The following is a 21524-nucleotide window of genomic DNA, read 5'->3' on the forward strand; positions in this document are numbered from 1 at the left end:
CACACCAACGCAACACCACCGCCACACCACAGCGGCGCACCACGGAGCGGGCAGGCGGGAGGAACACACCTCCCACCCACCCGCTCCCTCACGCGCTCGAAGTGCCGGTTCGGTGGTGATTCTCCGACCGGGCGCGGGGAGTTCAGGTGTGGATCGCCAGCTTGAACTGCGCGTGCACCAGGTTCCGGGACCGGGAGTCGTTGTGGGCGACGCGGATGGCCAGCGGGACGTCCGGGTGCACGAAGAGCTCATGGTGCTTGGTGAAGCACTGCATGCCGGGGGAGGGGCGCCGATGGTCCGTGGCCGTGGTGTCCACCGGGTCGTCGGTGAGGCCGAGCGGGTCGCGTACGACCTGGTCGCGCAGTTCGCTGTAGTCGCCGGGCTCCCACTGGATCATGACGGTGACGACGCCCCATCCGTCGACGGCGGGCCAGATCAGTCCGGATCGGTCGTCGGCGCGCCAGTCGGAGACGTCGTAGCCGTCCGGTTGCCGTACCTGGTGCATGCCCTCGGCGTCGTAGGACTCGCCTCCGCCGAACGGGAAGCGCACCAAGTGGTAAGCGCCGTCGGAAGCGACTCTCTGGTTCTCGTTCATGATCAGCGAGCACACGGGTATGGGCATCGGCTCTTTCCCTTCTGGCTCCTGGGGCCCGCCGGCGGCCGAGTGCGGCCCCGGCGTCCAGGCAAGGATGCGCCGTCACCGTGCGCGTGGTGACGGTTTCACCGTGTCGCCGTCGAACCGTTGCAGACCGCCTGCGGCTTTCGGACGACCGGCCGCGGCTGCCGTCGCGCGCCGCCCGGCCGCCGCGGCATCGCTGCCGCCCGCACGCGCTCTACACTGAGGTGCTCCGCGGGTCCGGGCTGTCCGGACCGGGGGACACGGCGTGGACGGGAGGAGAGCGGTGGCACGGGAGGCAGGCGGTGGGCAGGACCCCTCCGCCGAGTTGCTGACGCAGGCCGCCACCGCCTTCGGCCTGTTGGCCTCGCCGTCCCGGGTGCACATCGTCTGGGCGCTGTCCCAGGGCGAGTGCGATGTCTCCCACCTCGCCGAACGGGTGGGCGGAACGCTGCCGGCCGTCAGCCAGCACTTGGCCAAGCTGAAGCTGGCCGGGCTGGTGCGGTCCCGGCGGGAAGGGCGGCGGCAGGTGTATCTGGTCGACGACCCGGCCGTCGTCACCGTGGTGCACGAGATGGTCCGGCAGTTGGCCCTCGGCCGGGGTACGCCGGTGAACGGACTGCGGTCGGAAGAGTTCGGTGCCTGAGCCTCCGGGACCCGGCCCCTGCACGGAGGGGGCGGCCCTCCCGCAGCCGGGTGCCGGCACCGCACTCGCGGCGCAGGCACCGCTCACGGCACTGCGGCACCTGGAGACCGGCCCGCGCGGACTGACGGAGGCGGAAGCCGAGGAACGCCTGGCCCGGCACGGGGAGAACACGCCGCCTGCCTGGCACACCCCCTCCCTGGCGCGGCGCTTGGTCCAACGGGTCCGTGAACCTTTCACCGCCGTTCTGCTGCTGCTGGGGCTGGTCTCGGCCGCGATCGGTTCCGTGGGGACCGCGTGCGTGATCCTGGCCCTGGTGACGGTCAGTTGCGTCCTGCGTGCGGGAGGGGAACTGCGGGCCGACCGCTCGGTCGCCGGGCTGCGTGCGCTCGTCGCCGGAACCGTCACCGTGCTGCGCCGCCGCGACACGTCCGCCGCCCGCCCGGACGAAAGAGAGCTGCCGGTCGCCGACCTGGTGCCCGGAGACGTCATCCGGCTCGGGCCCGGCGACCTCGTGCCCGCGGACGTGCTGCTGCTGAGCTCCACCGGCCTGGTCGTCGGGCAGGCGCAGCTGACCGGGGAGTCGGGTCCGCTCGGCAAGCGCCAGGCGTCCGCCGGAAGTGGCGGGGCCGGCACGGGAGAACCCGGTGCCGCACCCTCGTCCGGGGAACCGGACACCGGCACCGCCCTCTTCGGCGAGCCGCATCTGTGCTTCCAGGGCAGTACCGTGCTCGCGGGAGGAGGGCGCGCGGTCGTGCTCGCCACCGGCGCGGAGACGAGACTGGCCGCCGGGCACCAGCACACCCGTCCGCGGCAGAGCGCCTTCGACCGGGCGCTGCACGGCACCGCCTGGATCCTGGTCCGGTTCATGCTGCTGACACCCCCGGTCGTGCTGGCTGCCGACGCGGCCGTCAGCGGCCGGGGCGTGGCGATCCTGCCGTTCGCCATAGCGGTCGCCGTCAGCCTCACTCCCGAGATGCTCCCGGTCGTGGTCGGCGCGGTGCTCGCCCGCGGCGCGGCCTCGCTCGCCCGGGAGAGCGAGGTGATCGTCCGGCGGCTGCCCGCATTGCACGACCTGGGCGCCATGGACGTGCTGTGCCTCGACAAGACCGGCACCCTCACCCAGGACCGTCCGGTTCTCGACCGTGCGGTGGATCGGTCCGGTGCGCCGAACGCGGCGGTGCTGTGCTGGGCGGCCCGCAACTCGCTGTGGACGCTCCAGCTCGCCGAGACCCCGGTGGCCGACGCCTTGGACGACGCCATCCTGCACGCCGCCACCGAGCGCTACGGCCTCCCCTGCCTGGAGGAGGAGTACGAGGGAGTGGCGGTGCTGCCGTTCGACCCGGTCCGCCGGCTGTCGACCGCGGTGCTCCGCGCGTCCGGCCGTCCGGGAACGCACATCCTCGTCGTCAAGGGCGCCGTCGAGGCCGTCCTGGAGCGGTGTGTGCTGGCGGAGCCCGAACGCGAGGAACTGCGCAGATCGGCGGCGCGCTACGCCGCCGACGGTCTGCGGCTGCTGGCCGTGGCCACCGCCGAGCGCCCTTCCCGAGCGGGCGCGCATGCGTACAGCTCCGCGGACGAACGCGGGCTCTCCTTCCGCGGGCTGGTCGCCCTGCGCGACGCCCTCGCCCCCGATGCCCCCGAGGCGCTGCGGGGCCTGCGGGACCAGGGCGTCGGCGTCAAGATCCTCACCGGTGACCACCCCGGCACAGCGGCCCGCGTCTGCCGCGAACTCGGCCTGGAGCCCGGCGCGGAGGGCGTGCTGACGGCCGACCGCATCGACCGGCTGGAGGACCGTGCGCTCGCCGAGGCGGTCGGGCGCGTCACCGTCTTCGCCCGGTGCACTCCGCGGCACAAGGCCCGGGTGGTCGCCGCCCTGCGCGCGGCCGGGCACACCACCGGCTTTCTCGGCGACGGGGTGAACGACCTCGCGGCGCTGCGCTCCGCCGATGTGGGACTGTGCCCGCGCGATGCGGTGCCCACCGTCCGGGAGAGTGCCGACGTGGTGCTGGGCGAGCAGTCGTTCGCCGCGGTGGAGCCCGCCGTCACCGCGGGGCGGCACAGCAGCGTCACCCTCACCTCCTATCTGCGGGTGGCGCTCTCCTCCAATCTGGGCAACGCCGTGGCGATGCTCGCCGCGGCTCTGCTGTTCCCGTTCGTCCCGATGCTTCCCGCGCAGGTCCTCGTCCAGAACCTGTTCTTCGACGCCGCGCAGCTCGCCTTCGCCTTCGACCGCCGGGAGCCTGCCGAACTGCGCCGGCCCGCCGCGCTGCGCCCCGGAGAGCTCCTCCGGTTCATCACCGGCTTCGGTCTGCTGAACGCCGCGGCTGACCTGGCCACCTTCGGGGTGCTGGCCTGGACCGTGGCGGAGGCGGCGACCGAGGCGGGCCAGGGGCTCTTCCACGCCGGGTGGTTCACCGAGAACCTGCTGACCCAGGCGATGGTGATGGTGCTGCTGCGCAGCGGCCGCGGTATCGGGCGGCAGCGACCGGCCGGTCCCGTGCAACTGGCCGCCGCCGTCCTCGCGGTCGTCGGCATCGTGCTGCCGCTCACCCCGCTGGGGCCTGCGCTGGGCATGGTCACCGCACTGACCGCCGCGTCGTACGCGCTGCTCGCCCTGGTCCTCGCGCTGTACGGAGCCGCGCTGGTCGCCGCCCGGCGGCGTGGCGGCCGCGCTGCCGGTTAGCGCGGCCGCCCCCGGGCTTCGGCGCCGCCGGACGGTTCAGCCCGTGCCGCCGTCGGCCTCCTCGGGCCGGGTGTGCTGCTCCCGGTCCGCTCGGCGCCAGGGGGGTCCGAGGCGGCCGAGTACCAGCGCCAGTCCGCCTGCTCCGTAGAGCGTGAACAGCGCGCCCTCTTCGAGCAGTTCCCGCTGTTCCTGTGCTCGCAGGTTCTCGGCTTCCTCGAACGTCCTGCTGCCCGTCGGACGCAGCCCGTCCCGTGTGTGGCAGGTCTGCCCGGGACGCAGCCGCGTCTGCGGGAGTTCCTCGCCGTGCTCGTCCAGGACGGTGCCCGGGCATCTCGGGGCCTGCGCGGAGGGCAGGGCTCCGGCCAGCTGGAACAGGCCCCAGCAGACCGGTGCGAGGAAGAGCACCAGCAGCCACCGTGCGGCCTTCGTGGGGCCGTCCACCGGCCGTCCTGCTCTCGGCTCACGGAACAGCATGCGGCCGCAGCCTAGTTCCCGGCGGGCGCCGGAGTCCCGGCCCCGGCCCGCGGAGCTTCCCGGCCGGGAGCGACTCGTCCGGACCCGCCGGGCCCGAGTGCCGGTTTTCCGGCGCGGATCCGCGGGCGGGGCGGTTCAGCCGTAGGAGAGGTCGGAGCAGGGGTCGTCGGCGGCCGAGCGGCCGGTGTCCTCCGCGTGGCTCCGCCCGGCCCCGGCGCCCGGGGTGCCGGACGAGGACGGGGGCCGGTAGTCGGCGCCGAGTGTCACGCGCAGCCCGGGCAGATCACCGGCCTCCAGGCGGGCACCGGGAAGGAGCCGCGCGAGCTTCACGGCGTCCGACCGGGCGCCGGGGCCGTAGGTGAGCACGGTGGTGCTGCGGTCGCGCTCCGCCGCGTTGCCGACGCCGGTCACGGTGAAGTGGTGGGCGCGCAGCTCCGCCGAGGCGGCGGCCGCCAGCCCGGGGGTGGTGGTGCCGTTGCGGACGGAGACGCTGATACCGGTACCGGAGACCGGCGTCCGGGGTGCCGGGGCCGACGGACTCCGTGTGCCGGGCCCGTGGGACGCTTCGGGACCGCCGCTCCCCTCCCGGGGCCGGTCGGCCCTCAGGTCGGCCCACAGCCTTTCGGCCTGGGGGTGGCGGACGGCGACGCGGTTGCCCTGGTAGCGCCAGGGGACGGTGACGAACTCGGTGTTCTCCAGGTCGATGTCCTTGAGGGACATCGCGAAGTCCACCATTTTCTTGGCCGTCCCCAGGCCCTCGTCCACGGTCAGGGACTCGGTGGCGGCGTCGGCGAGCGGGAGCAGCGTCGTGGGAGCGAACCCCTTCTCCTTGATCTTCTTGATCAGTGAGCCGACGAACGCCTGCTGGCGTTTGATCCGGCCGATGTCGGAGCCGTCGCCTATCCCGTGCCGGATGCGGACGTAGTCCAGGGCCCGCTGCCCGGACACGGTCTGCTCGCCGGCCCGGAAGACGCGTGCGCCGCGGGAGCCCCGGTTGGGGTTCAGATCGCCCTGGTAGAGGTCTTCGGGCACGCACACCGGCACCCCGCCGACCGCCTCGGTCATCGCGGAGAACCCCTGGAAGTCGACGACGACGGTGTGGTCCACGCGCAGCCCGGTCAGCTTCTCGACCGTGTTCTGGGTGCAGGCCGGGTTGCCCTCGCGGCTTCCTCCGACGGAGAACGCCGCGTTGAACATGGTGTTGTGCCGGGCCGCTGTCCAGGTGCCGTCGGGCAGCTTGCACGGGGGGATCTCCACCAGCGTGTCCCGGGGGAAGGAGACGGCCACCGCGTGCGCGCTGTCCCGGAAGACGTGCAGCAGGAACGCGGTGTCGGAGCGCCCCGTGTCGTCCTTGCGGCCCCCGCCCAGCCGGTCGTTCCCGCCGGTGCGCGCGTCCGAGCCGATCACCAGGACGTTCTGGCCGCCGGCCCCGGCCTCCGGGCGTTCCCTGCTCAGCCCGTCCGTACCGAACGTGGAGATGTTGCTGTTCAACCGCAGCAGGAACCAGCCGGTTCCGGCGGCGGCCAGCACCAGCAGCGAGAGCGTCAGCAGTCCGGCCGTCCGGGCTCTGCCGCCGGTGCGCCGCCGACGGCGGTCCGTCCGGCCTCCGTTGTGGTGCGCGGGCTTCCCCGCGTGGCGGTCCGACATGCGCGCTCCTCGTCCGTGCGGCGTTCTGTGACAGCGAAGACGGCCGCACCGCTTCCAGGGTTGTACAGTTGCGCAATGTAGCAAGTAATGAAGAACGGAGGCGGGGCGGATGTTTCTGCGCAACGGTCTGGAGCCGTGGCACCTGGTGGTGGTGGCACTCGTGGCGATGCTCGTCTTCGGGTCCAAACGGCTGCCGGACGCCGCGCGTTCACTCGGCACGTCCCTGCGGATCCTCAAGAGCGAGGCGCGGGCCCTGAAGCAGGAGCCCGCGCCCGACCCGCCGCGGGAGCCGGCGGGTTCCGAACCCCCGGTCGCATAGCGCCGAACCGGATGCGGTCCCGGGGCTGCCCGGAGCGCCGGGAACCGTTCCGCCGGGCCGCCGCGAGCCGTCCCGAGGAGTGTTCCGGTCCCTCCCGATGTCGGGGCCGGTACGTCAGGACTGCGCGGGATCCGCGAGCCGCCCCGCGCGGGTGCGGCGCCGGTGGTAATGCACGGTCACCGCTGCCAGCAGCGGTCCCCAGGCGATCATCGGCACGTAGCACAGGTCGAGAAGCCACTTGCCCCAGGGTGTGATGTCCATCTGCGCGTGCGCGGTCGTCCAGAGGAGCAGCACGCCGTAGACGGTGCACGCCAGGGCGCCGAACGCCGCGGGCCCGACCGCGGCCCACACCGGCACCGGCCGGCCGCCGAGCAGGGGCAGCCACCTGGGCCACACCTCTCCCCAGGGCCGTACCAGTCCGAGCGTCAGCCCGGCGAGCCCCTCCTGGAACAGCGACAGCAGCGGCAGTACCAGCAGGCCCCAACCCGGCACCATCATCGAGTCGTACTCGGCCTGCCCGAGTCCCAGCGGCACGCCCAGTACGACGGCCACCCGCCACAGTCCGGAGGGGAGCGCGACCCACACCACGGCAGCCGCGGCGCGGCGGGCCCACGCCGGGACACCCGGCACCGTGCCCGCCGGGCCGCCACCGCGCGGTCTCCGCTCCTGCGTCGTACGGACAGTGGCTGGGGGGTGTTCGTCAGACATCGTGATCCTCCTGGATCCGGGTGCCCGGGTTCCTGGACGGGGTCCGGGCCGGCCCTGCCGATGCTTCCGGGCGTTCCGCCCTCCCGAGTCCGGCCGCAGGGCGAACTCCCTCCGGTTCCACAGCCGTACGAGCCCGCCGCCGGTCGGACCGCGGACGGACACCCCGGTACGGCCAGAGGTGGATATCGGTGCCGCTCATGCCCGGTGAGGTGCGCTCCGGCACAAGCGGAACCTCGCCTGCCGGAACAGCCGGCGCCCGGCCCGATCGCGGTGGCGTCGCCGGGGCGCGGTTCTGTGCCGTGCGCGGGAGGTGCACCCTCGGTGACCGGGGCGACGGCCGGGCACCCAGCCCTCCAGGTGGCTTGCGGCCCTCCGGTTCCGGGGGCCCTGTTCCTCGCCGGTCCGCGTGCGCATGGCGCCGCATGGCGCCGCCCGGCGCCGCGGGCGGCGGTGCGTCGCGCGTTCGGCCGCCCTACGGCCGGGGCCAGGGGCGGCCGTCGAGGCGTTCGATGTCAGTGTTGAAGCGTTTGAGGTAGGCGGCGAAGGCGGCGATGTCCTCGTCGTCCCAGTCGGCCATGATCCGGTCCAGGCTGCGCACGGTGCCTTCGCGCTCCTCGTCCAGCCGCTGCTCGCCCTCGGCGGTGGTGCGGAACTTGCGGGCCAGGCCGCCGTCCGGATCGGGGATGCGCTCCAGAAGTCCGGCGCGCACGGCGGCGGCGGTCTGCCGGTTGAGGGTGGAGGCGTCGAGGCCGAAGGCGTCGCAGAGCTGGCCGATGGACATCGGCCCCTGCATCCGGATCCGGCTGAGCAGGATGTAGGCGCTGCGGTCGAGTGTGCTGTCCTTGCGCCGCCCCTTGGACTTGTGCAGGTGGAGATAGCGGCTGAGCAGCATCTGCTCGTACTCCACCTGGCGCGTGGCCTCGTCCATGTGCCTCCTTCGGGGCCGCGCGCCGGGCGGCCGAGCGTGCCTCCAGTGGTCCTGTGTATCACGCAGGGTGCATGGCGCATGCGATATGGCTGATGCACATCATATGTATGATGCACATTTGAACTCGCCGTGCACCACCGCTCCGTACCGGTGGAACCCCGAACCCGCAGAGGAGTCCCGTCATGGACGGTCCCCAGCCGACCTCCCGCACTGGCGGCGTCGTCGCCACGCTCGCGCTGGCCGGCACCGTTGCCGCGGTCATGCAGACCCTGGTGACCCCGCTCATCGCCCAACTGCCGCGGATCCTGCACACCACGCCCGGCGACGCGGCATGGGTGATCACCGTCACGCTGCTGGTCGCGGGCGTGTGCGTGCCGGTCTCCGGCCGCCTCGGCGACCTCATCGGCAAGCGCCGGATGCTGCTGGTCTGCGCCGTTCCCCTCGTGGTCGGCTCGGTGGTGTGCGCCCTCTCCTCCTCCGTCCTCCCGATGATCGTCGGCCGGGGACTGCAGGGCATGGGTATGGGCATGGTGCCGCTGGGGATCGCGCTGCTGCGCGACGTGGTCCCGGCCGAGAAACTCAGCGGTTCCATCGCCCTGGTCAGCGCCTCCATGGGGATCGGCGGCGCCATCGGGCTGCCGGTCGCCGCTGCGGTGGCCGAGTACGCCGACTGGCGGGCCCTGTTCTGGGGCTCGGCCGCGCTCGCGCTGCTGATCGGGACACTGATCTGGTTCCTCGTCCCGGACGTCCCGGCCGGTGCCAAGGGGCAGCGTTTCGACGTACCCGGCGCACTCGGTCTCGCCGTCGGCCTGGTGAGCCTGCTGCTGGCGATCTCCAAGGGCGCGGACTGGGGCTGGAGTTCGGGGACCACGCTGGGTCTGTTCCTCGTCGCCGCAACGGCCCTCGCCGCCTGGGGGGTCTGGGAGCTGCGCACTCGGGATCCGCTGATCGACCTGCGCACCACCGCCCGGCCGCGGGTGCTGCTCACCAACGTCGCCTCCGTCCTGGTCGGCGTCGGCATGTACGCCTTCATGTTGATCGCACCCCAACTCCTGCAGTTCCCCGAGATCACCGGGTACGGCCTGGGGCAGTCGATGCTGGCCACCGGATTGTGGATGGCCCCGGGCGGCGTGATGATGATGATCGTCTCGCCGCTCGGCGGGAAGCTGATCAACGCCCGGGGTCCGAAGCTCGCCCTCGTCTGCGGCGCTCTGGTGATCTCCGCTGGGTACGGGCTGTCCCTGGCGCTGATGGGCTCCGCCTGGGGGCTGATGGTCGTCGGCATCGTGATCAACAGTGGGGTCGGCCTCGCCTACGGTGCCATGCCCGCCCTCATCATGAGTTCGGTGCCGCTCTCCGAGACGGCTGCCGCCAACGGGTTCAACACGCTCATGCGCTCGCTCGGTACCACCATCGGCTCGGCCGTGATCGGTGTGGTGCTCGCGCAGTTGACCATCACCCTGGGCGGCCACCACCTCGCCTCGGAGACCGGATTCCGTACCGGTCTGCTGATCGGCTGCGGAGTCGCCCTCGTCGCCGCCGTGGTCGCCGCCGCCATCCCGGCGGTGCGGGCGGCCGGGGGTGCGGACGAAGGCGAGCAGACCCCGAAGGGCCAGGTACCGGCGCCTGCCTGAGCCGGAGGCGCGGTGCCCTCCCGCCCGGGGCGCACCGCGAACCGTCCGCACCCCGGTCCCGCCCTGGTTCCGCCCTGGTCCCGGCACCGGCTTCGGCCCGGGACCGGGGTGCGGCACCCGGCCCCGACCCCGCTGCCCCGCGGACGGGCCGTATCCGGGCCCCACCGCCGGGCAGGGTGGTGGACTTGCCCCATGACGACCCTGCCGCACCGGATCCTGGGCGCGCTCGACCGTTTCAACGCGGCGCACCCCTGGGACCACAACGCGCACTACCACCGCTGGATCCTGCGCCGGATCCCCCGGCGCTTCGACCGCGCCCTGGACGTCGGTTCCGGCAGCGGCGACCTGGCCAGGCTGCTGGCAACGCGCGCCCGGGAGGTGCATGCGGTCGACGCCGACCCGGTGCTCATCGCCCGGGCAGTGGCGGCGACCCCCACGACGGCTCCGGTGGCCTTCACGGTCGCGGACGCACCCGCGGGGCTCGCCGCCGGACCGTATGACGTCCTCACCTGCGTGGCGGTCCTCCACCACCTGCCGCTCAGCGAGGCACTCCTCGCATTCCGCCACCGACTGGCGCCCGGGGGCACGCTGGTGGTCGTCGGCTGCGCCCGGGCGCGGAGCATCGGCGACCACGCGCTCGGCGCCGCCGCGGTTCCGCTGAACGCCGCCGTGGGCTGGTACCGCAACAGGGGGCGCACAGCGCAGCCTCCGCTCTCGATGACCGCCGCGACCCGCCCGCCGGAGCAGGACTTCGCCGAGATCGCCCGGGAGGCCCGCCGCATCCTGCCCGGCGCGCACCTGCGCCGTCGACTCTTCTGGCGCTACACCCTCGTCTGGCACGCGGACCCGTGAGCGCGCGGTGTCGCGTGTCGCCGAGGGGCGCGGTGGCTCCCCACGCCGGGAGCAGCGCCGCGCCGCACCAGGGCGAGGCCGCCGGGAGCAGCGCCGCGCCGCCCCCTCCCGTGGGCGGGCTGCCGGAGCCGGCTCAGGGGCGGTCCGCGTGGCACACGGACGCCACCGGCCGCCGGGCCGGCGACTGAAGCCGCCTCCGTGCTTCTCGCGTTCGAGACCGGCCCTCGCGGGTGGTCGAGCCGGATGCCGCTCCCGCCGGCCGGAGCGCCGGCCACGAGGGCTCGACTCCCCGCCGTTGCGGCTCGGTGGAGCGAACATGTTTGTGACGAACTTGTCCGTGACGAACATGTTCGTTACGATCCGGAAGTGACCGCACAGCACGCCGCCGCGCCCCGCAGCCGCCGGGAGCGGCCCGCCAAGCCCGCTCTCAGCAGAGAGGGCATCGTCGCCACCGCCGTCGCGCTGATGCGCGCCGAGGGCCTGCAGCGGGTGACGATGCGACGGCTGGCGCGGGAGCTCGACACCGGGCCCGCCTCGCTCTACGTCTACGTACGCAACACCGCCGCACTGCACGCGGCCGTACTGGACGGGCTGCTGGGCGAGGTCGACCTCGATCCCGTCCCGCCCGGCGGCGACTGGCGGGAGAGCGCCGTGGCCGTTCTCGACTCCTACACGCGCGTCCTCTTCGCGCATCCGCAGCTGGCCCGCGCCGCCCTCGCCGTCCAGCCGTCCGGGCCGCACTACCTCGCCCTGCTGGAGACGCTGCTGAGGCTGCTCCACGAGGGCGGCGTCCAGGACGACCGGGCGGCCTGGGGAGTCGACGTCCTGCTGCAGACCGCCACCGCCACAGCCGCCGAGCAGGCCACCCGGGACGAAGCCGGGAGAGCCCGGGGCGCAGCACGGTCGCAGGCGGCCGGGCCCGCCCTGGCCGACCTCCCGGCCGCCACCCATCCGCGGCTCGCCGCTGTCGGCGCGGAGCTGTTCACCGGTACGCCCGAGGAACGGCTCGAATGGGCCTTCCGCGTGCTCCTGGACGGCATCCGCCACACTCCCCGCGCCTGACTCCGGCCGCGGGCCCCTGTTCTCACCACCCAGTGAGGTGACCCCATGCCCCTGCACCACCCCGTAGCCGTCGTCGGCGCCGGTCTCGGCGGACTCGTGCTCGCCCGCGTCCTGCATGTGCACGGCATCGAGGCGGCCGTCTTCGACCTCGACGCCGCCCCGCACGCCCGCGCGCAGGGCGGCATGCTCGACATCCATGAGGAGAACGGCCAGGCCGCCCTGGAGGCGGCCGGTCTGACCGCCGGGTTCCGCCGCATCATCCACTCCGGCGGTCAGGAGTTGCGTATCGTCGGCAAGGACGCTGTCCTTCGCATGGCCGAGGAGGACGACGGGACCGGCACCCGCCCCGAGGTGGACCGCGGCCGGCTGCGGGACCTGCTGCTCGGCGCGCTGCCGGCGGGCACCGTCCGCTGGAACGCCAAGGCCGACACCGTCCGCGCGCTGGGCGACGGCCGCCACGAAGTGGCGTTCGCCGACGGCGGCGTCGTCACGACGGACCTGCTGGTGGGCGCCGACGGTGCCTGGTCGCGGGTCCGTCGGCTGCTCTCGCCCGCCCGGCCCGCCTACACGGGCATCTCCTTCGTCGAACTCGACCTGCTCGACGCCGACTTCCGCCACCCCGCGGCGGCGGCGCTCGTGGGCGGGGGGATGTTCTTCGCGCCGGAGGACGGCCGGGGCTTCCTCGCCCACCGGGAGCCCGACGGCAGCCTGCATGTCTACGTCGCCGTCCGGGCCCGGGAATCCTGGCTCGACAGCATCGACTTCACCGACACGCAGGCCGCCAGGGAGTCGGTCCTGGAGCACTTCTCCGACTGGCACCCCAGCTTGCGCGCGCTGCTCGCCGAGGCCGACGGCCGGCTGGTCCCGCGCCGGATCCACGCCCTGCCCGTCGGCCACAGCTGGGACCGGGTGCCGGGCGTCACCCTCCTCGGGGACGCCGCCCATCTGATGTCCCCGTTCGCGGGTGAGGGCGCCAACCTCGCGATGCTGGACGGTGCCGAACTCGCGCAGGCCCTCGCCGCCCACCCCGGCGACCCGGAGAAGGCCCTCACCGCCTACGAGGAGGCCCTCTTCCCGCGGAGCGCGGAGCGGGCCGCCGAGTCCGCAGCCGGGCTCGACCTGCTCTTCGGCCCGGACAGCCCCGGGGCCCTGGTCTCGATGATGGCTGCCGGTTCCCCCGCGGCGGGCCGTCCCTGACGGTCCCGGCCGGCCCCCGGCTGTTCTGCCGCCGGTTCCCCGTGCGCGGTCCGGCACGGGGAACCGGCGGCCGCACCGGCTGGTCCGGGGCGCTCAGACGCCCGCGACGGACTGGATCCAGGAGCGGTACCGCGTGACGTTGGTGTACGCCGTGTTCGACTGCCGGTCGCTGGTGGAGGCGACGCCGACCTGCGTGCCGTTCGCCACCATCGGGCCGCCCGAGTCGCCGCCCGCCGTGATGCCGTCACCGCGCCGGGCGCAGATCGCCGAACCGTAGTAGGCGTCCTGGCAGCCGCCGGTCACCACGACGTTCGCGTACTTCAGGTAGCGGGACCGGCAGTTGATCTCCTGTCCGCAGCGGGACGTGGCGCCCCATCCGTACACCTGCACGGTCTGGCTGACCGACACCGAGCCCGGCCGGCCGAGTCGGGCGTAGGTCGCCTGGACGGACCGGCCGAGCGGAACAGGCATCCGGTGCCGCCCGGAACCCCGGCCACCCCACCGCCCGGCTGCGCGGCGGCGCATGGTGCGCCGAGATCCCGGACGGCCCGCTCCGGCCGTGCGCGGCACCGGCTGGGACCGGTGCCGGCCCGCGGCCGTCAGCGGTTGCCCGGGCGGCTCAGGAGGACGGGCACTGCTTCCAGGCGAAGTGGTAGGTCGTGTTGATGTCCCCGTCCGTGGAGTCCATCGTCATGAAGCTGGTCGTGGTCGGATCGGAGCTGCCGACATCGACCCGCACCTCGGTGTTGATGTTGAAGTTGCGCTGCTCACCGCAGGGCTTCCACACCACCTGTCCCCAGTCCGTGGTGTCGGTGGCCTGCCAGTTGGAGTCCTGCGGGCCGGTGAAGGGGTGGCTCGTGGCCGCGGTGTCGGGGGAGCCCTGGAAGTAGTACGACGCCTTCTGCAGGCCGCTCGCGCCGGGCTGCAGATAGGCGTAGCCGCGGTAGTCCGCGGAGACGATCGCGTAGGTGAACCCCTGCGGCACGTGCACGATCAGGTTCAGCTGGCAGTTCTTGCGGCGGTCGGTGGGCTTCGAGTTCGGCCCCACCTCGGCCAGATAGTCGCTGTAGGTGACGGTGAAAGCCGTGTTGTCCTCGGCGACCGCCACCTTGGCGGTTCCTTCGCGGCAGCCGGAACCGTTGACCGTGGCGACGTCGATGACGATCCGGTCGTCAGGCGGGTCGGCGAGGGCCGCGGATGCGCCCTGGGCGGGCTGGGCGGAGAACGCGCCGGCGGACAGCGCCGCCGCCACCGCTGCGGTCCTGAGGGATCTTCGCGACATGGGCATCCCTTGCGTCGTGTGCGGTTTCGGGGGACAGGAGGGAGCCGGGGCGTGCGCTCCGGGTCGCTCCCTCCGATCGGTATGAAAGAGGGCGGCGCGCACCTTGGACAGGCCCGTTTTCGGACGCAGTTTCCTCTACGGTGCTTTTGCGCCAGGCGTGGGCGCGTTGTCCCGCCGCCCCTGCGCGCCGCCCTCACCCGCGTACAGGCGCCGCCGTTCACCCGCGCAGCGTGAGCGACGGGGCGTGCCCGTAGCGGCGCCGGTACCAGTCCGCGAACCGGCCCAGGTTGGAGAAGCCCCAGCGGAAGGCGATCTCCGCCACCGTGACCGGGCCGTCGGAGTCGGCCGCGAGCAGATCCTGATGGGCGCGCTCCAGGCGGATCTCGCGCAGATGGGCCAGCGGCGTCCGGCCCACGTACCGCTGGAACGCCTCCTGCAGGGCACGGGGGCTGAGCCTGGCTGCCACCGCGAGGTCCGAGAGGGAGAGCGGTTGGTCGCTGCGCTCCTCCATGAGCTGGATTGCCCTGCGCACGGCCGGGTGGGCGACGTTCCCGATGTGCCGCACCGGTTCCGAGGCCGGCAGCAGGCGATGGGTCGCCATCAGGGTCGCGGCAGCCGTCCGGGTGAGCTGTGCCGCGACGAGCGGGTTGGTGCGGGCCACACCGCCCGTCATGACCTCCCGGTGCACCGCCGCGGACACCCCCGACCAACTCTCCGCCGCCGCCGCGGAGACCGCGCCGCCCAGCGCGAACCGGGCCCGGACCGGCTCCTCGTGACCGAGCGCCTCGCCCGCCGCCCGGTCCACCGCCTCCCGGGAGAGCCGGAGCGTGGTCATCCGGGCCCCGGCGCCCCAGAAGACCTTGAACCGCCGATGCGGGTCGAGGATGTACGTCTCCCCGGTGTCGACGAACTGCTCCTCGCGCCCCGGCGACTCCACCCGCACCCGGCCCGTGTGCACCTGGCAGATCAGCAGATACGTCGTCAGCGGCTCGGGCGCCACGAGCGTCTCCGTGCCGTAGCTCAACGCGGAGAGGGTGACCCCGGGGAAGCCGCCCTCCGCGTACCACGCGGAGAAGTCCTGCGGTTTGTTGAGAACGCGCAGTTCGTAGGGGCTGTACGCGGTGCTGATCATCTCGCGTGTCTCGTCCAGATCATCACTGCGGACCAGCGTCCGCATCCGGCTGTCATCGGCAGCGGGCGCGTTCATGGAGCTTCCTCACTCACCGTCGCGTTATCCGGCCAGGAGCCGCGTTCCGCGGCTAGCCTGCCTTTTCCACAGTGAGTAACGTTCTGCATCCCAGGAGTCAAATGCCGAATGATGCAGTGGAGTCCGCACAGATCAGTATCGGCCAAGTCCTGGAGCCGTACCGCGTCCGGGGTTCGGGGGACCCGGCGCAGTACGGCAGGGCCCCGCGCCGGTTCTCCGGCTCGGGGCCCTGCTGGTTGATTCCGTCGTGTCGAAGCTGTCAGTCCTGCCGGGCGTCCCGCGCCGCACCTGGCGCCGCGAGACGCCGGAGTATGGAGTGCAGCAGCGCGTTGAACTCCGCGGGCTGCTCCACATGCGGCATGTGGCCCGACTCCGCCATGATGTGCGCCTCGCCGTGCGGGGCGAGTTCCGCGAGCGTCTCGGACACCTCGGCGGGGATCTCGGCGTCGAGCCGCCCGTGGACGAAGAACGCGGGAACCTCCAACTCGCCGATGGTCTCGCGGGGATTGTGCCGCACCGCGTCCGAGAGGATCTCATCGATGGAGTCCGAAGCGGCCAGGATCTGCTGCACCGTCCACTCCGGCAGGGCCGGGTCGGCCAGCGGGCCGTACCAGTCCACCACCCACTGCCGGACCGTCGCCGCCCGGTCCGCACGCAGCATCCTGCGCAGCTCGACGAGCAGTTCCGCCTTCCGCTCCGCGGGCCAGTATCCGGGGCCGTCGACTGCGACCACTCCGCGCACGGACGACGGCGCCCGCCGCGCTGCCTCGAGCACGATCGCGGCTCCGGCCGAGACGCCCACCAGCACCGGACGGTCCAGCTCCAGCGTCTCCGCCAGCGCCAGGACGTCCTGCGCGTGGCCCGCGATCGTGTCGCCGCCGCCCGGTCGCGCCGAGCGCCCGCATCCGCGCCAGTCCGGTACGACGACCCGGTACGCGCCGGCGAACTCCTCGGCCTGCGCGCTCCACACCTGACCGTTCGTGCCCCAGCCGTGCAGCAGGATCAGCGGTTGCCCGGACCCGTGATCCTCGTGGAACAACTCGATGCGGTTGACGGTCGCGTAGGGCACAGGTCCTCCTTGCGGCGCGGCACAGGGCGCGGAGCGGAATACGTACGAGCAGGGCCCCGAGCCGGAGTGCTGCCGACTCGGGGCCTTGCTGCCCGGCGCTGAACTCCCCCGAGCCCCCAGCCCCGTAACAGCCCAGGTCGTGGCCGTGACTGCCCTGCGTGAGCCCTCATCCCGCAAGAGCTCCACGGCACCGCACGACATGTGACGCCTGGTGTGCAGAGAAGTTACGCACGGTGGGCGGCACGTGCTAGCCGTGGAGCGCGGACCCTGGCCGGATTGCGCGCCCGGCCGGACGGCTTCCCGGTGCCGGCCCGGTCGGGCGGCTCGGGCCGCGGTCCCCTTGCCGGAATCCGGCGCGCCCCTCAGGGAACACGCCAACTCCCCGTCGCACACCTCGCACACGACGGCGCCCTCCCCGGCGGCGTCCCGTCGAGCAGCACGTCCGACAGCCGGTCGTCCGGCCCGGACTGGATCGTACGGCGCAGCGGGCGGATCAGGCCTCCACCCCGGCCCGGTCCGCGGCGCCGACCGGCTCCAGCCGGACGACCAGCGCCTTCGACGTCGGCTGGTTGCTGCCCTCGGCCACGCTGTCCAGCGGTACCAGGACGTTGGTCTCCGGGTAGTAGGCGGCCGCGCAGCCCCGGGCGCTCGGATAGGGCACCACCTCGAAGCCCGCGGCCCGGCGCTCCTCGCCGTTCGCCCACACGCTCACCAGGTCGACCCGCTGCCCCGCGGTGAGGCCGAGCCCGGCCACGTCCTCCGGATTGACGAGCACGACCTGACGGCTTCCGTGGATGCCCCGGTAGCGGTCGTCCGCCGTGTAGGGGATGGTGTTCCACTGGTCATGGGAGCGCAGGGTCTGCAGCAGCAGATGCCCCTCGGGCGCGAGCGGCATCTGCCAGGCGTTGCGGCTGAAGAGGGCCTTTCCCGCCGAGGTGCGGAAGACACCCTCGTTGACGGGGTTGGGCAGCCTGATGCCGCCGGGGCGGATCACCCGCCGGTTGAACTCGTGCAGCCCCGGCACCACGCGGGCGATCCGTTCCCGAAGGGTGCCGTAGTCGGCTTCGAACTGCTGCCACGGAATGGCCGGGGCATCGCCGAGGGTGGTGCGGGCGAGCCGGCAGAGAATGGCGACTTCGCTGAGCAGCAGCGTCGAGGCCGGCCGCAGCCGTCCGCGGGAGGTGTGCACCTCGCTCATGGAGTTCTCGACGGTGACGAACTGCTCGCCGCCCGACTGGAGATCCCGCTCCGTGCGGCCCAGGGTCGGCAGGATGAGCGCGGTCCGGCCGCACACCGCGTGGGATCTGTTCAGCTTCGTGGAGATATGAGCGGTCAGCCGGCACTTGCGCATCGCTTCCTCGGTCACCGCGGTGTCCGGAGCGGCCTGCACGAAGTTGCCCGCGACACCGAGGAAGAGCTTGATCCGGCCGTCCCGCATGGCCTTGATCGAGTTCACCGAGTCCAGCCCGTGCGCACGAGGGGGCGCGAAGCCGAACTCCTGCTGCAGCGCGTCCAGGAATGCGTCCGGCATCTGCTCCCAGATGCCCATGGTGCGGTCGCCCTGGACGTTGCTGTGACCGCGTACCGGGCAGGCCCCCGAACCCGCTCGGCCCAGGTTCCCGCGCAGCAGCAGGAAGTTCACGATCTCCCTGATGGTCGGGACCCCGTGCTTCTGCTGCGTGACCCCCATGGCCCAGCAGACGATCACCCGCTTGCTGCGCAGCACCTCGTCCCGGACCGCTTCGATCTCCTCGCGGGTGAGTCCGGTCGCGGTGCGGATGTCGTCCCAGCCGATCTCCCGCACATGCCGCGAGAAGTCCTCGAAGCCGCTGGTGTGGGAGCTGATGAAGTCCTGGTCGAGCACGGTACCGGGCGCCGCGTCCTCGGCCTCGACCAGCAGCCTGTTCAGCCCTTGGAACAGAGCCAGGTCGCCACCGCTGCGGATCTGCAGGAAGCGGTCGGCAATCCGGATGCCCCGGCCGAGCACCCCGCTGGGCTGCTGCGGGTTCTTGAACCGCAGCAGTCCGGCTTCGGGCAGCGGGTTCACCGCGACGATGCGCGCGCCGTTGCGCTTGGCCTCCTCCAGGGCGGAGAGCTGCCGCGGATGGTTGGTCCCCGGATTCTGCCCCACCAGGAAGATCAGGTCCGCGTGGTGCAGGTCGTGGAGCGTCACGGTGCCCTTGCCGGTGCCCAGCGTCTCGTGCAGCGCGAAGCCGCTGGACTCGTGGCACATGTTGCTGCAGTCGGGCAGGTTGTTCGTCCCGAACGCCCTGGCGAAGAGCTGCAGCACGAACGCCGCCTCGTTGCTGACCCGGCCCGAGGTGTAGAACACCGCCTCGTCGGGGGAGTCCAGCGACTTCAGCTCGGCGGCGATCAGCCCCAGCGCCTCGTGCCAGCTGACGGGTTCGTAGTGGTCCGAGTCCGGCCGCTTGACCATCGGTTCGGTCAGCCGGCCCTGCTGGTTCAACCACAGGTCGGAGCGGCGGGCCAGCTCCGAGACCGGATACCTGCGGAAGAAGTCGGCCGTGACGCGCCGCGAAGTCGCCTCGTCGTTGATGTGCTTGGCGCCGTTCTCGCAATACTCGTTCCGGTGCCGGTGGCCGGGGGAGGGGTCGGCCCAGGCACAGCCGGGGCAGTCGATGCCGTCCACCTGGTTCATGGTCAGCAGCGTCTTCCCGGCCCGGCGGGGCGATGTCTGCCGGAGGGAGTACTCGATCGCGTGCGCGACCGCGGGCACCCCGGCCGCCCATTCCTCGGGCGGCGTCACCGACAGCTGCTCCTCGGGCTCGTCCTCGGGTGGCTTGTGCATCTGGTTCGCCCCTCGCTTCCGCTGCCGACTCCGTTCCGGATCAGCCGACCGGCCAGTGCGGCACCCGGCTCCGGGGAGGTTCCGGCTCGCCCGGACTCACCCGGCCGTCGCCGATGGTGCCGCGCCAGGCCCCGGATTCCTCGCCGACCGCCTCGATGAACTCCCTGAAGCGGCCCAGCTCGCGGCGGACCGCGCCGCGCAGCAGCCCGGATGCGGCCGCGAGACGGAAGGCGAATCCGGGCGGGTGCGTCCGCATCCGTACCGTGACCGTGCTGCGGTCCGCCTCCGTGGACCGGAAGCACACCTCACCGCTGTGCGCCTGCCCGCGTCCCGTGCTCCGCCAGGCCAGATACGCGTCCGGCCGCTGCTCCACGACCTCCGCCTGGAACCGTCCGCGCAGCGGCCCGACCCCGACGACCCAGTGGGTGAGGTTGGGCTTGACCTGTTCGACCTCACGCACCGACGACATGAACCGGGGGAAGTCGGCGAACTGGGTCCACTGGTTGTAGGCGGTGTGCACCGGAACCCGGACTTCAACCGTCTCTTCGATGGCGCTCATGGCTCGCCGCCCGTCCTCGACTTTCGCTCTCGTCAGTATCGGCAGCGTGGTGCGGACCGCCACCGGACCGCCACCGGACCGCCACCGACCGCTACCGGGCCGGGGTCGGACCGGTGGCGCACGCCGCGCCGATCGCGTGATCGAATGGGACAAACTAGCATGAGAGGGGCGTTTCGCCGGGCAAGCATGCGGCCGCAGCGCGGCGCTCCCTGGGCAGCGCGCCGGTCCCTCCGCAGGTGGACGAACCGGATCCGGGCTGCGCCCGGCACCGTCCCGACGACCCCGCCGCCGACCGCAGCCGGCCGAACGCTCGACCGGCCCGACGGATCCCGCGGATGCCGGATCCGACGGAGCCGGCCGGCGGGTACGGCCTCTTACCCCGCGGACTCGGCGGCCTTCCCGGACGGCTCGACCCCCTGCGGAGCCGCGGCATCCGGCGCCTCCGCCGGTGCCCCTGCCTGTGCCTCCGCCGCCGGGGAGCCGGGGACGGGGTCCCGGGCGACGGTGCGCCACCACGGCGCTGAGGGGACCTCGTCCGCGGTGGGCTCGAACGGCTCCCCCGGAAGGGGGAGAGCGGCCCGGGCGCCGGCCTCCGCGCAGGCAGCGAGCGTGCCTTCCCCGGGCTCGTCCCACGGGTGCGGCGCGAGAGTGAAGGTCGCCCAGTGGATCGGCAGCATCACCCCGTGCGGATTCCCCCCTTGCAGATCCAGATGGGCTCGCACGCCCTCGGCCGGCGTCATGTGGATGTCGGGCCAGTACTCGCTGTACGCCCCGATCTGGATCATGGTCGCGTCGAAGGGGCCGTGCTCCGCGCCGATGTCCCGGAACCCGGGGAAGTAGCCGGTGTCACCGCTGTGGAACACCCGGTGCCCGGAGGGCCCCTCGGCCACCCAGGAGGCCCAGAGGGTGTGCTGCTGATTGCGCAGTCCCCGACCGCAGAAGTGCCGGGCCGGGGTCGCGGTCAGCCGCAGATCCCCCACACGCGTCGACTCCCACCAGTCCAGCTCGCGCAGCCGGTCGCTCGGAACGCCCCAGCGCTCCAGATGCGCACCCACGCCGAGCGGTACCGCGAAGAGCGTGTCCGTCGAGGCCAGCGCGCGGATCGTGGGTAGGTCGAGGTGGTCGTAGTGGTCGTGGGAGATGACGACCACGTCCACCGTGCCGAGCGAGGTCAGCGGCAGCGGGACGTCGTGCAGCCGCTTCGGACCCGCGAACGGGAACGGGGAGCAGCGCCGCCCCCACACCGGGTCGAACAACACCCGCCGGCCGTCGATCTCGGCGAGCACGCTGGAGTGGCCCGTCCAGGTGAGCCGCAGTCCGCCGGCCGGCGGACTGGCGAGGTCCTCCGCCGTGGTGGGGTGCAGGGGTATGGGCCCGGCGGGCCGGCGTCGCCTGCGCGCTTCCTTCTGGAAGTACCTCTTCGCGAAGTCGAGCCTGGAGCCGGAAGGACGGGCCCGGGGGCCCTCGGGATTGTCGGGGTTCTGGAACACCCCGTCCGCGAAGTGCGGTGAGCGGCGGATCCGGGCCAAGCGCTCACCGGTGGGATCGGCGCCGAAAGCGACGGGTCGCAGGGACCGCGCCTGGGTGAGCGGCGGATTCGAGGCGGCTGAGTCGGCCACGGGACCTCCTGGGACCTTCGCTTCGTTCCAATACCGGGCTTGTGCACGGCACGCCTTCGCTCCGTGCCGCCGTCCGGCGCCACGGTGCGGCAACGTGTGCCGACCGCGGCGGCAGGGACACGAACCGGCGGGCACGTGCGGTGCGATCATCCGGACCGGGGTGAGCCGGGCTCCACCGGGCGTCTCCGCCGGAGGTGCACCGGGCTCATCCCG

At 73.0% G+C, this 21524-nt stretch carries 18 protein-coding genes and 1 pseudogene; 7 read left to right on the forward strand and 12 right to left on the reverse strand.

Translation table 11 applies throughout. The features are described from left to right. Nucleotides 1-142 precede the first annotated feature (142 nt). Nucleotides 143-622: a hypothetical protein gene (locus ACFYNS_RS12055; protein ID WP_388602388.1), complete on the reverse strand. Its 480-nt coding sequence runs from the start codon at nucleotides 620-622 to the stop codon at nucleotides 143-145. A gap of 280 nt (nucleotides 623-902) precedes the next feature. On the opposite strand from ACFYNS_RS12055, the gene ACFYNS_RS12060 reads away from it, so the two are divergent. Next, entirely contained in the window at nucleotides 903-1262 is a 360-nt protein-coding gene (locus ACFYNS_RS12060; protein WP_360297209.1) for a metalloregulator ArsR/SmtB family transcription factor, read from the forward strand. Continuing rightward, nucleotides 1255-3945, forward strand: coding sequence for a magnesium-translocating P-type ATPase (mgtA, locus tag ACFYNS_RS12065; protein WP_388602391.1), 2691 nt, complete (start codon nucleotides 1255-1257; stop codon nucleotides 3943-3945). The genes ACFYNS_RS12060 and mgtA overlap by 8 nt, the downstream gene beginning before the upstream one ends. A 36-nt stretch (nucleotides 3946-3981) precedes the next feature. Here mgtA and ACFYNS_RS12070 read toward each other — a convergent pair whose 3' ends face one another. After that, on the reverse strand, nucleotides 3982-4419 hold the full coding sequence (locus ACFYNS_RS12070) for a hypothetical protein (RefSeq protein WP_388602394.1): 438 nt from the start codon (nucleotides 4417-4419) through the stop codon (nucleotides 3982-3984). Between the two features lie 135 nt (nucleotides 4420-4554). Next, a complete protein-coding gene (locus ACFYNS_RS12075) occupies nucleotides 4555-6066 on the reverse strand; it encodes an LCP family protein (RefSeq protein WP_360297200.1) in 1512 nt (503 codons plus the stop codon). A gap of 109 nt (nucleotides 6067-6175) precedes the next feature. On the opposite strand from ACFYNS_RS12075, the gene tatA reads away from it, so the two are divergent. Then, nucleotides 6176-6385 (forward strand): Sec-independent protein translocase subunit TatA, encoded by a 210-nt coding sequence (gene tatA / locus ACFYNS_RS12080; RefSeq protein ID WP_360297197.1) that lies wholly within the window; start codon nucleotides 6176-6178, stop codon nucleotides 6383-6385. A 114-nt stretch (nucleotides 6386-6499) separates the two neighbouring features. Here the strand turns inward: tatA and ACFYNS_RS12085 are convergent, their stop codons facing one another. Both ACFYNS_RS12085 and ACFYNS_RS12090 read right to left on the reverse strand, forming a co-directional pair. Continuing rightward, nucleotides 6500-7093, reverse strand: coding sequence for a hypothetical protein (locus ACFYNS_RS12085; RefSeq protein ID WP_388602397.1), 594 nt, complete (start codon nucleotides 7091-7093; stop codon nucleotides 6500-6502). A 472-nt stretch (nucleotides 7094-7565) separates the two neighbouring features. Further along, a complete protein-coding gene (locus tag ACFYNS_RS12090) occupies nucleotides 7566-8021 on the reverse strand; it encodes a MarR family transcriptional regulator (protein ID WP_360297191.1) in 456 nt (151 codons plus the stop codon). A 182-nt stretch (nucleotides 8022-8203) separates the two neighbouring features. On the opposite strand from ACFYNS_RS12090, the gene ACFYNS_RS12095 reads away from it, so the two are divergent. From ACFYNS_RS12095 to ACFYNS_RS12110, 4 genes are all read left to right on the forward strand, one after another. Then, the gene (locus tag ACFYNS_RS12095) at nucleotides 8204-9655 is read left to right on the forward strand and encodes an MFS transporter (protein ID WP_360297189.1); all 1452 of its coding nucleotides are present in this window, start codon (nucleotides 8204-8206) and stop codon (nucleotides 9653-9655) included. Nucleotides 9656-9847: 192 nt separating this feature from the next. Continuing rightward, nucleotides 9848-10507 carry a class I SAM-dependent methyltransferase gene (locus ACFYNS_RS12100; protein ID WP_388602401.1) on the forward strand — a complete coding sequence of 220 codons (660 nt, stop codon included), beginning with the start codon at nucleotides 9848-9850 and terminating at the stop codon, nucleotides 10505-10507. Nucleotides 10508-10873: 366 nt separating this feature from the next. Beyond that, the gene (locus ACFYNS_RS12105) at nucleotides 10874-11569 is read left to right on the forward strand and encodes a helix-turn-helix domain-containing protein (RefSeq protein ID WP_360303772.1); all 696 of its coding nucleotides are present in this window, start codon (nucleotides 10874-10876) and stop codon (nucleotides 11567-11569) included. A 45-nt stretch (nucleotides 11570-11614) separates the two neighbouring features. Further along, on the forward strand, nucleotides 11615-12766 hold the full coding sequence (locus ACFYNS_RS12110; protein WP_360303774.1) for an NAD(P)/FAD-dependent oxidoreductase: 1152 nt from the start codon (nucleotides 11615-11617) through the stop codon (nucleotides 12764-12766). Between the two features lie 93 nt (nucleotides 12767-12859). Here ACFYNS_RS12110 and ACFYNS_RS12115 read toward each other — a convergent pair. The 7 genes and pseudogenes from ACFYNS_RS12115 to ACFYNS_RS12145 form a co-directional block, all read right to left on the reverse strand. Further along, nucleotides 12860-13231 (reverse strand): annotated as a pseudogene (locus tag ACFYNS_RS12115) (trypsin-like serine protease); the annotation flags it as partial. Nucleotides 13232-13385: 154 nt separating this feature from the next. Then, on the reverse strand, nucleotides 13386-14048 hold the full coding sequence (locus ACFYNS_RS12120; RefSeq protein ID WP_360295675.1) for a DUF4360 domain-containing protein: 663 nt from the start codon (nucleotides 14046-14048) through the stop codon (nucleotides 13386-13388). Between the two features lie 217 nt (nucleotides 14049-14265). After that, nucleotides 14266-15255 carry an AraC family transcriptional regulator gene (locus tag ACFYNS_RS12125; protein ID WP_360295672.1) on the reverse strand — a complete coding sequence of 330 codons (990 nt, stop codon included), beginning with the start codon at nucleotides 15253-15255 and terminating at the stop codon, nucleotides 14266-14268. A 259-nt stretch (nucleotides 15256-15514) separates the two neighbouring features. After that, entirely contained in the window at nucleotides 15515-16324 is an 810-nt protein-coding gene (locus ACFYNS_RS12130; protein WP_360295669.1) for an alpha/beta hydrolase, read from the reverse strand. Between the two features lie 493 nt (nucleotides 16325-16817). Continuing rightward, nucleotides 16818-19133: an FdhF/YdeP family oxidoreductase gene (locus ACFYNS_RS12135; RefSeq protein ID WP_360295666.1), complete on the reverse strand. Its 2316-nt coding sequence runs from the start codon at nucleotides 19131-19133 to the stop codon at nucleotides 16818-16820. A gap of 40 nt (nucleotides 19134-19173) precedes the next feature. Beyond that, nucleotides 19174-19692, reverse strand: coding sequence for an SRPBCC family protein (locus ACFYNS_RS12140; RefSeq protein WP_360295663.1), 519 nt, complete (start codon nucleotides 19690-19692; stop codon nucleotides 19174-19176). A 374-nt stretch (nucleotides 19693-20066) separates the two neighbouring features. Beyond that, entirely contained in the window at nucleotides 20067-21311 is a 1245-nt protein-coding gene (locus ACFYNS_RS12145; protein WP_388602406.1) for an MBL fold metallo-hydrolase, read from the reverse strand. Between the last annotated feature and the right edge of the window lie 213 nt (nucleotides 21312-21524).

This window comes from Streptomyces sp. NPDC006925, assembly GCF_042869575.1.
Lineage (GTDB): Bacteria > Actinomycetota > Actinomycetes > Streptomycetales > Streptomycetaceae > Streptomyces.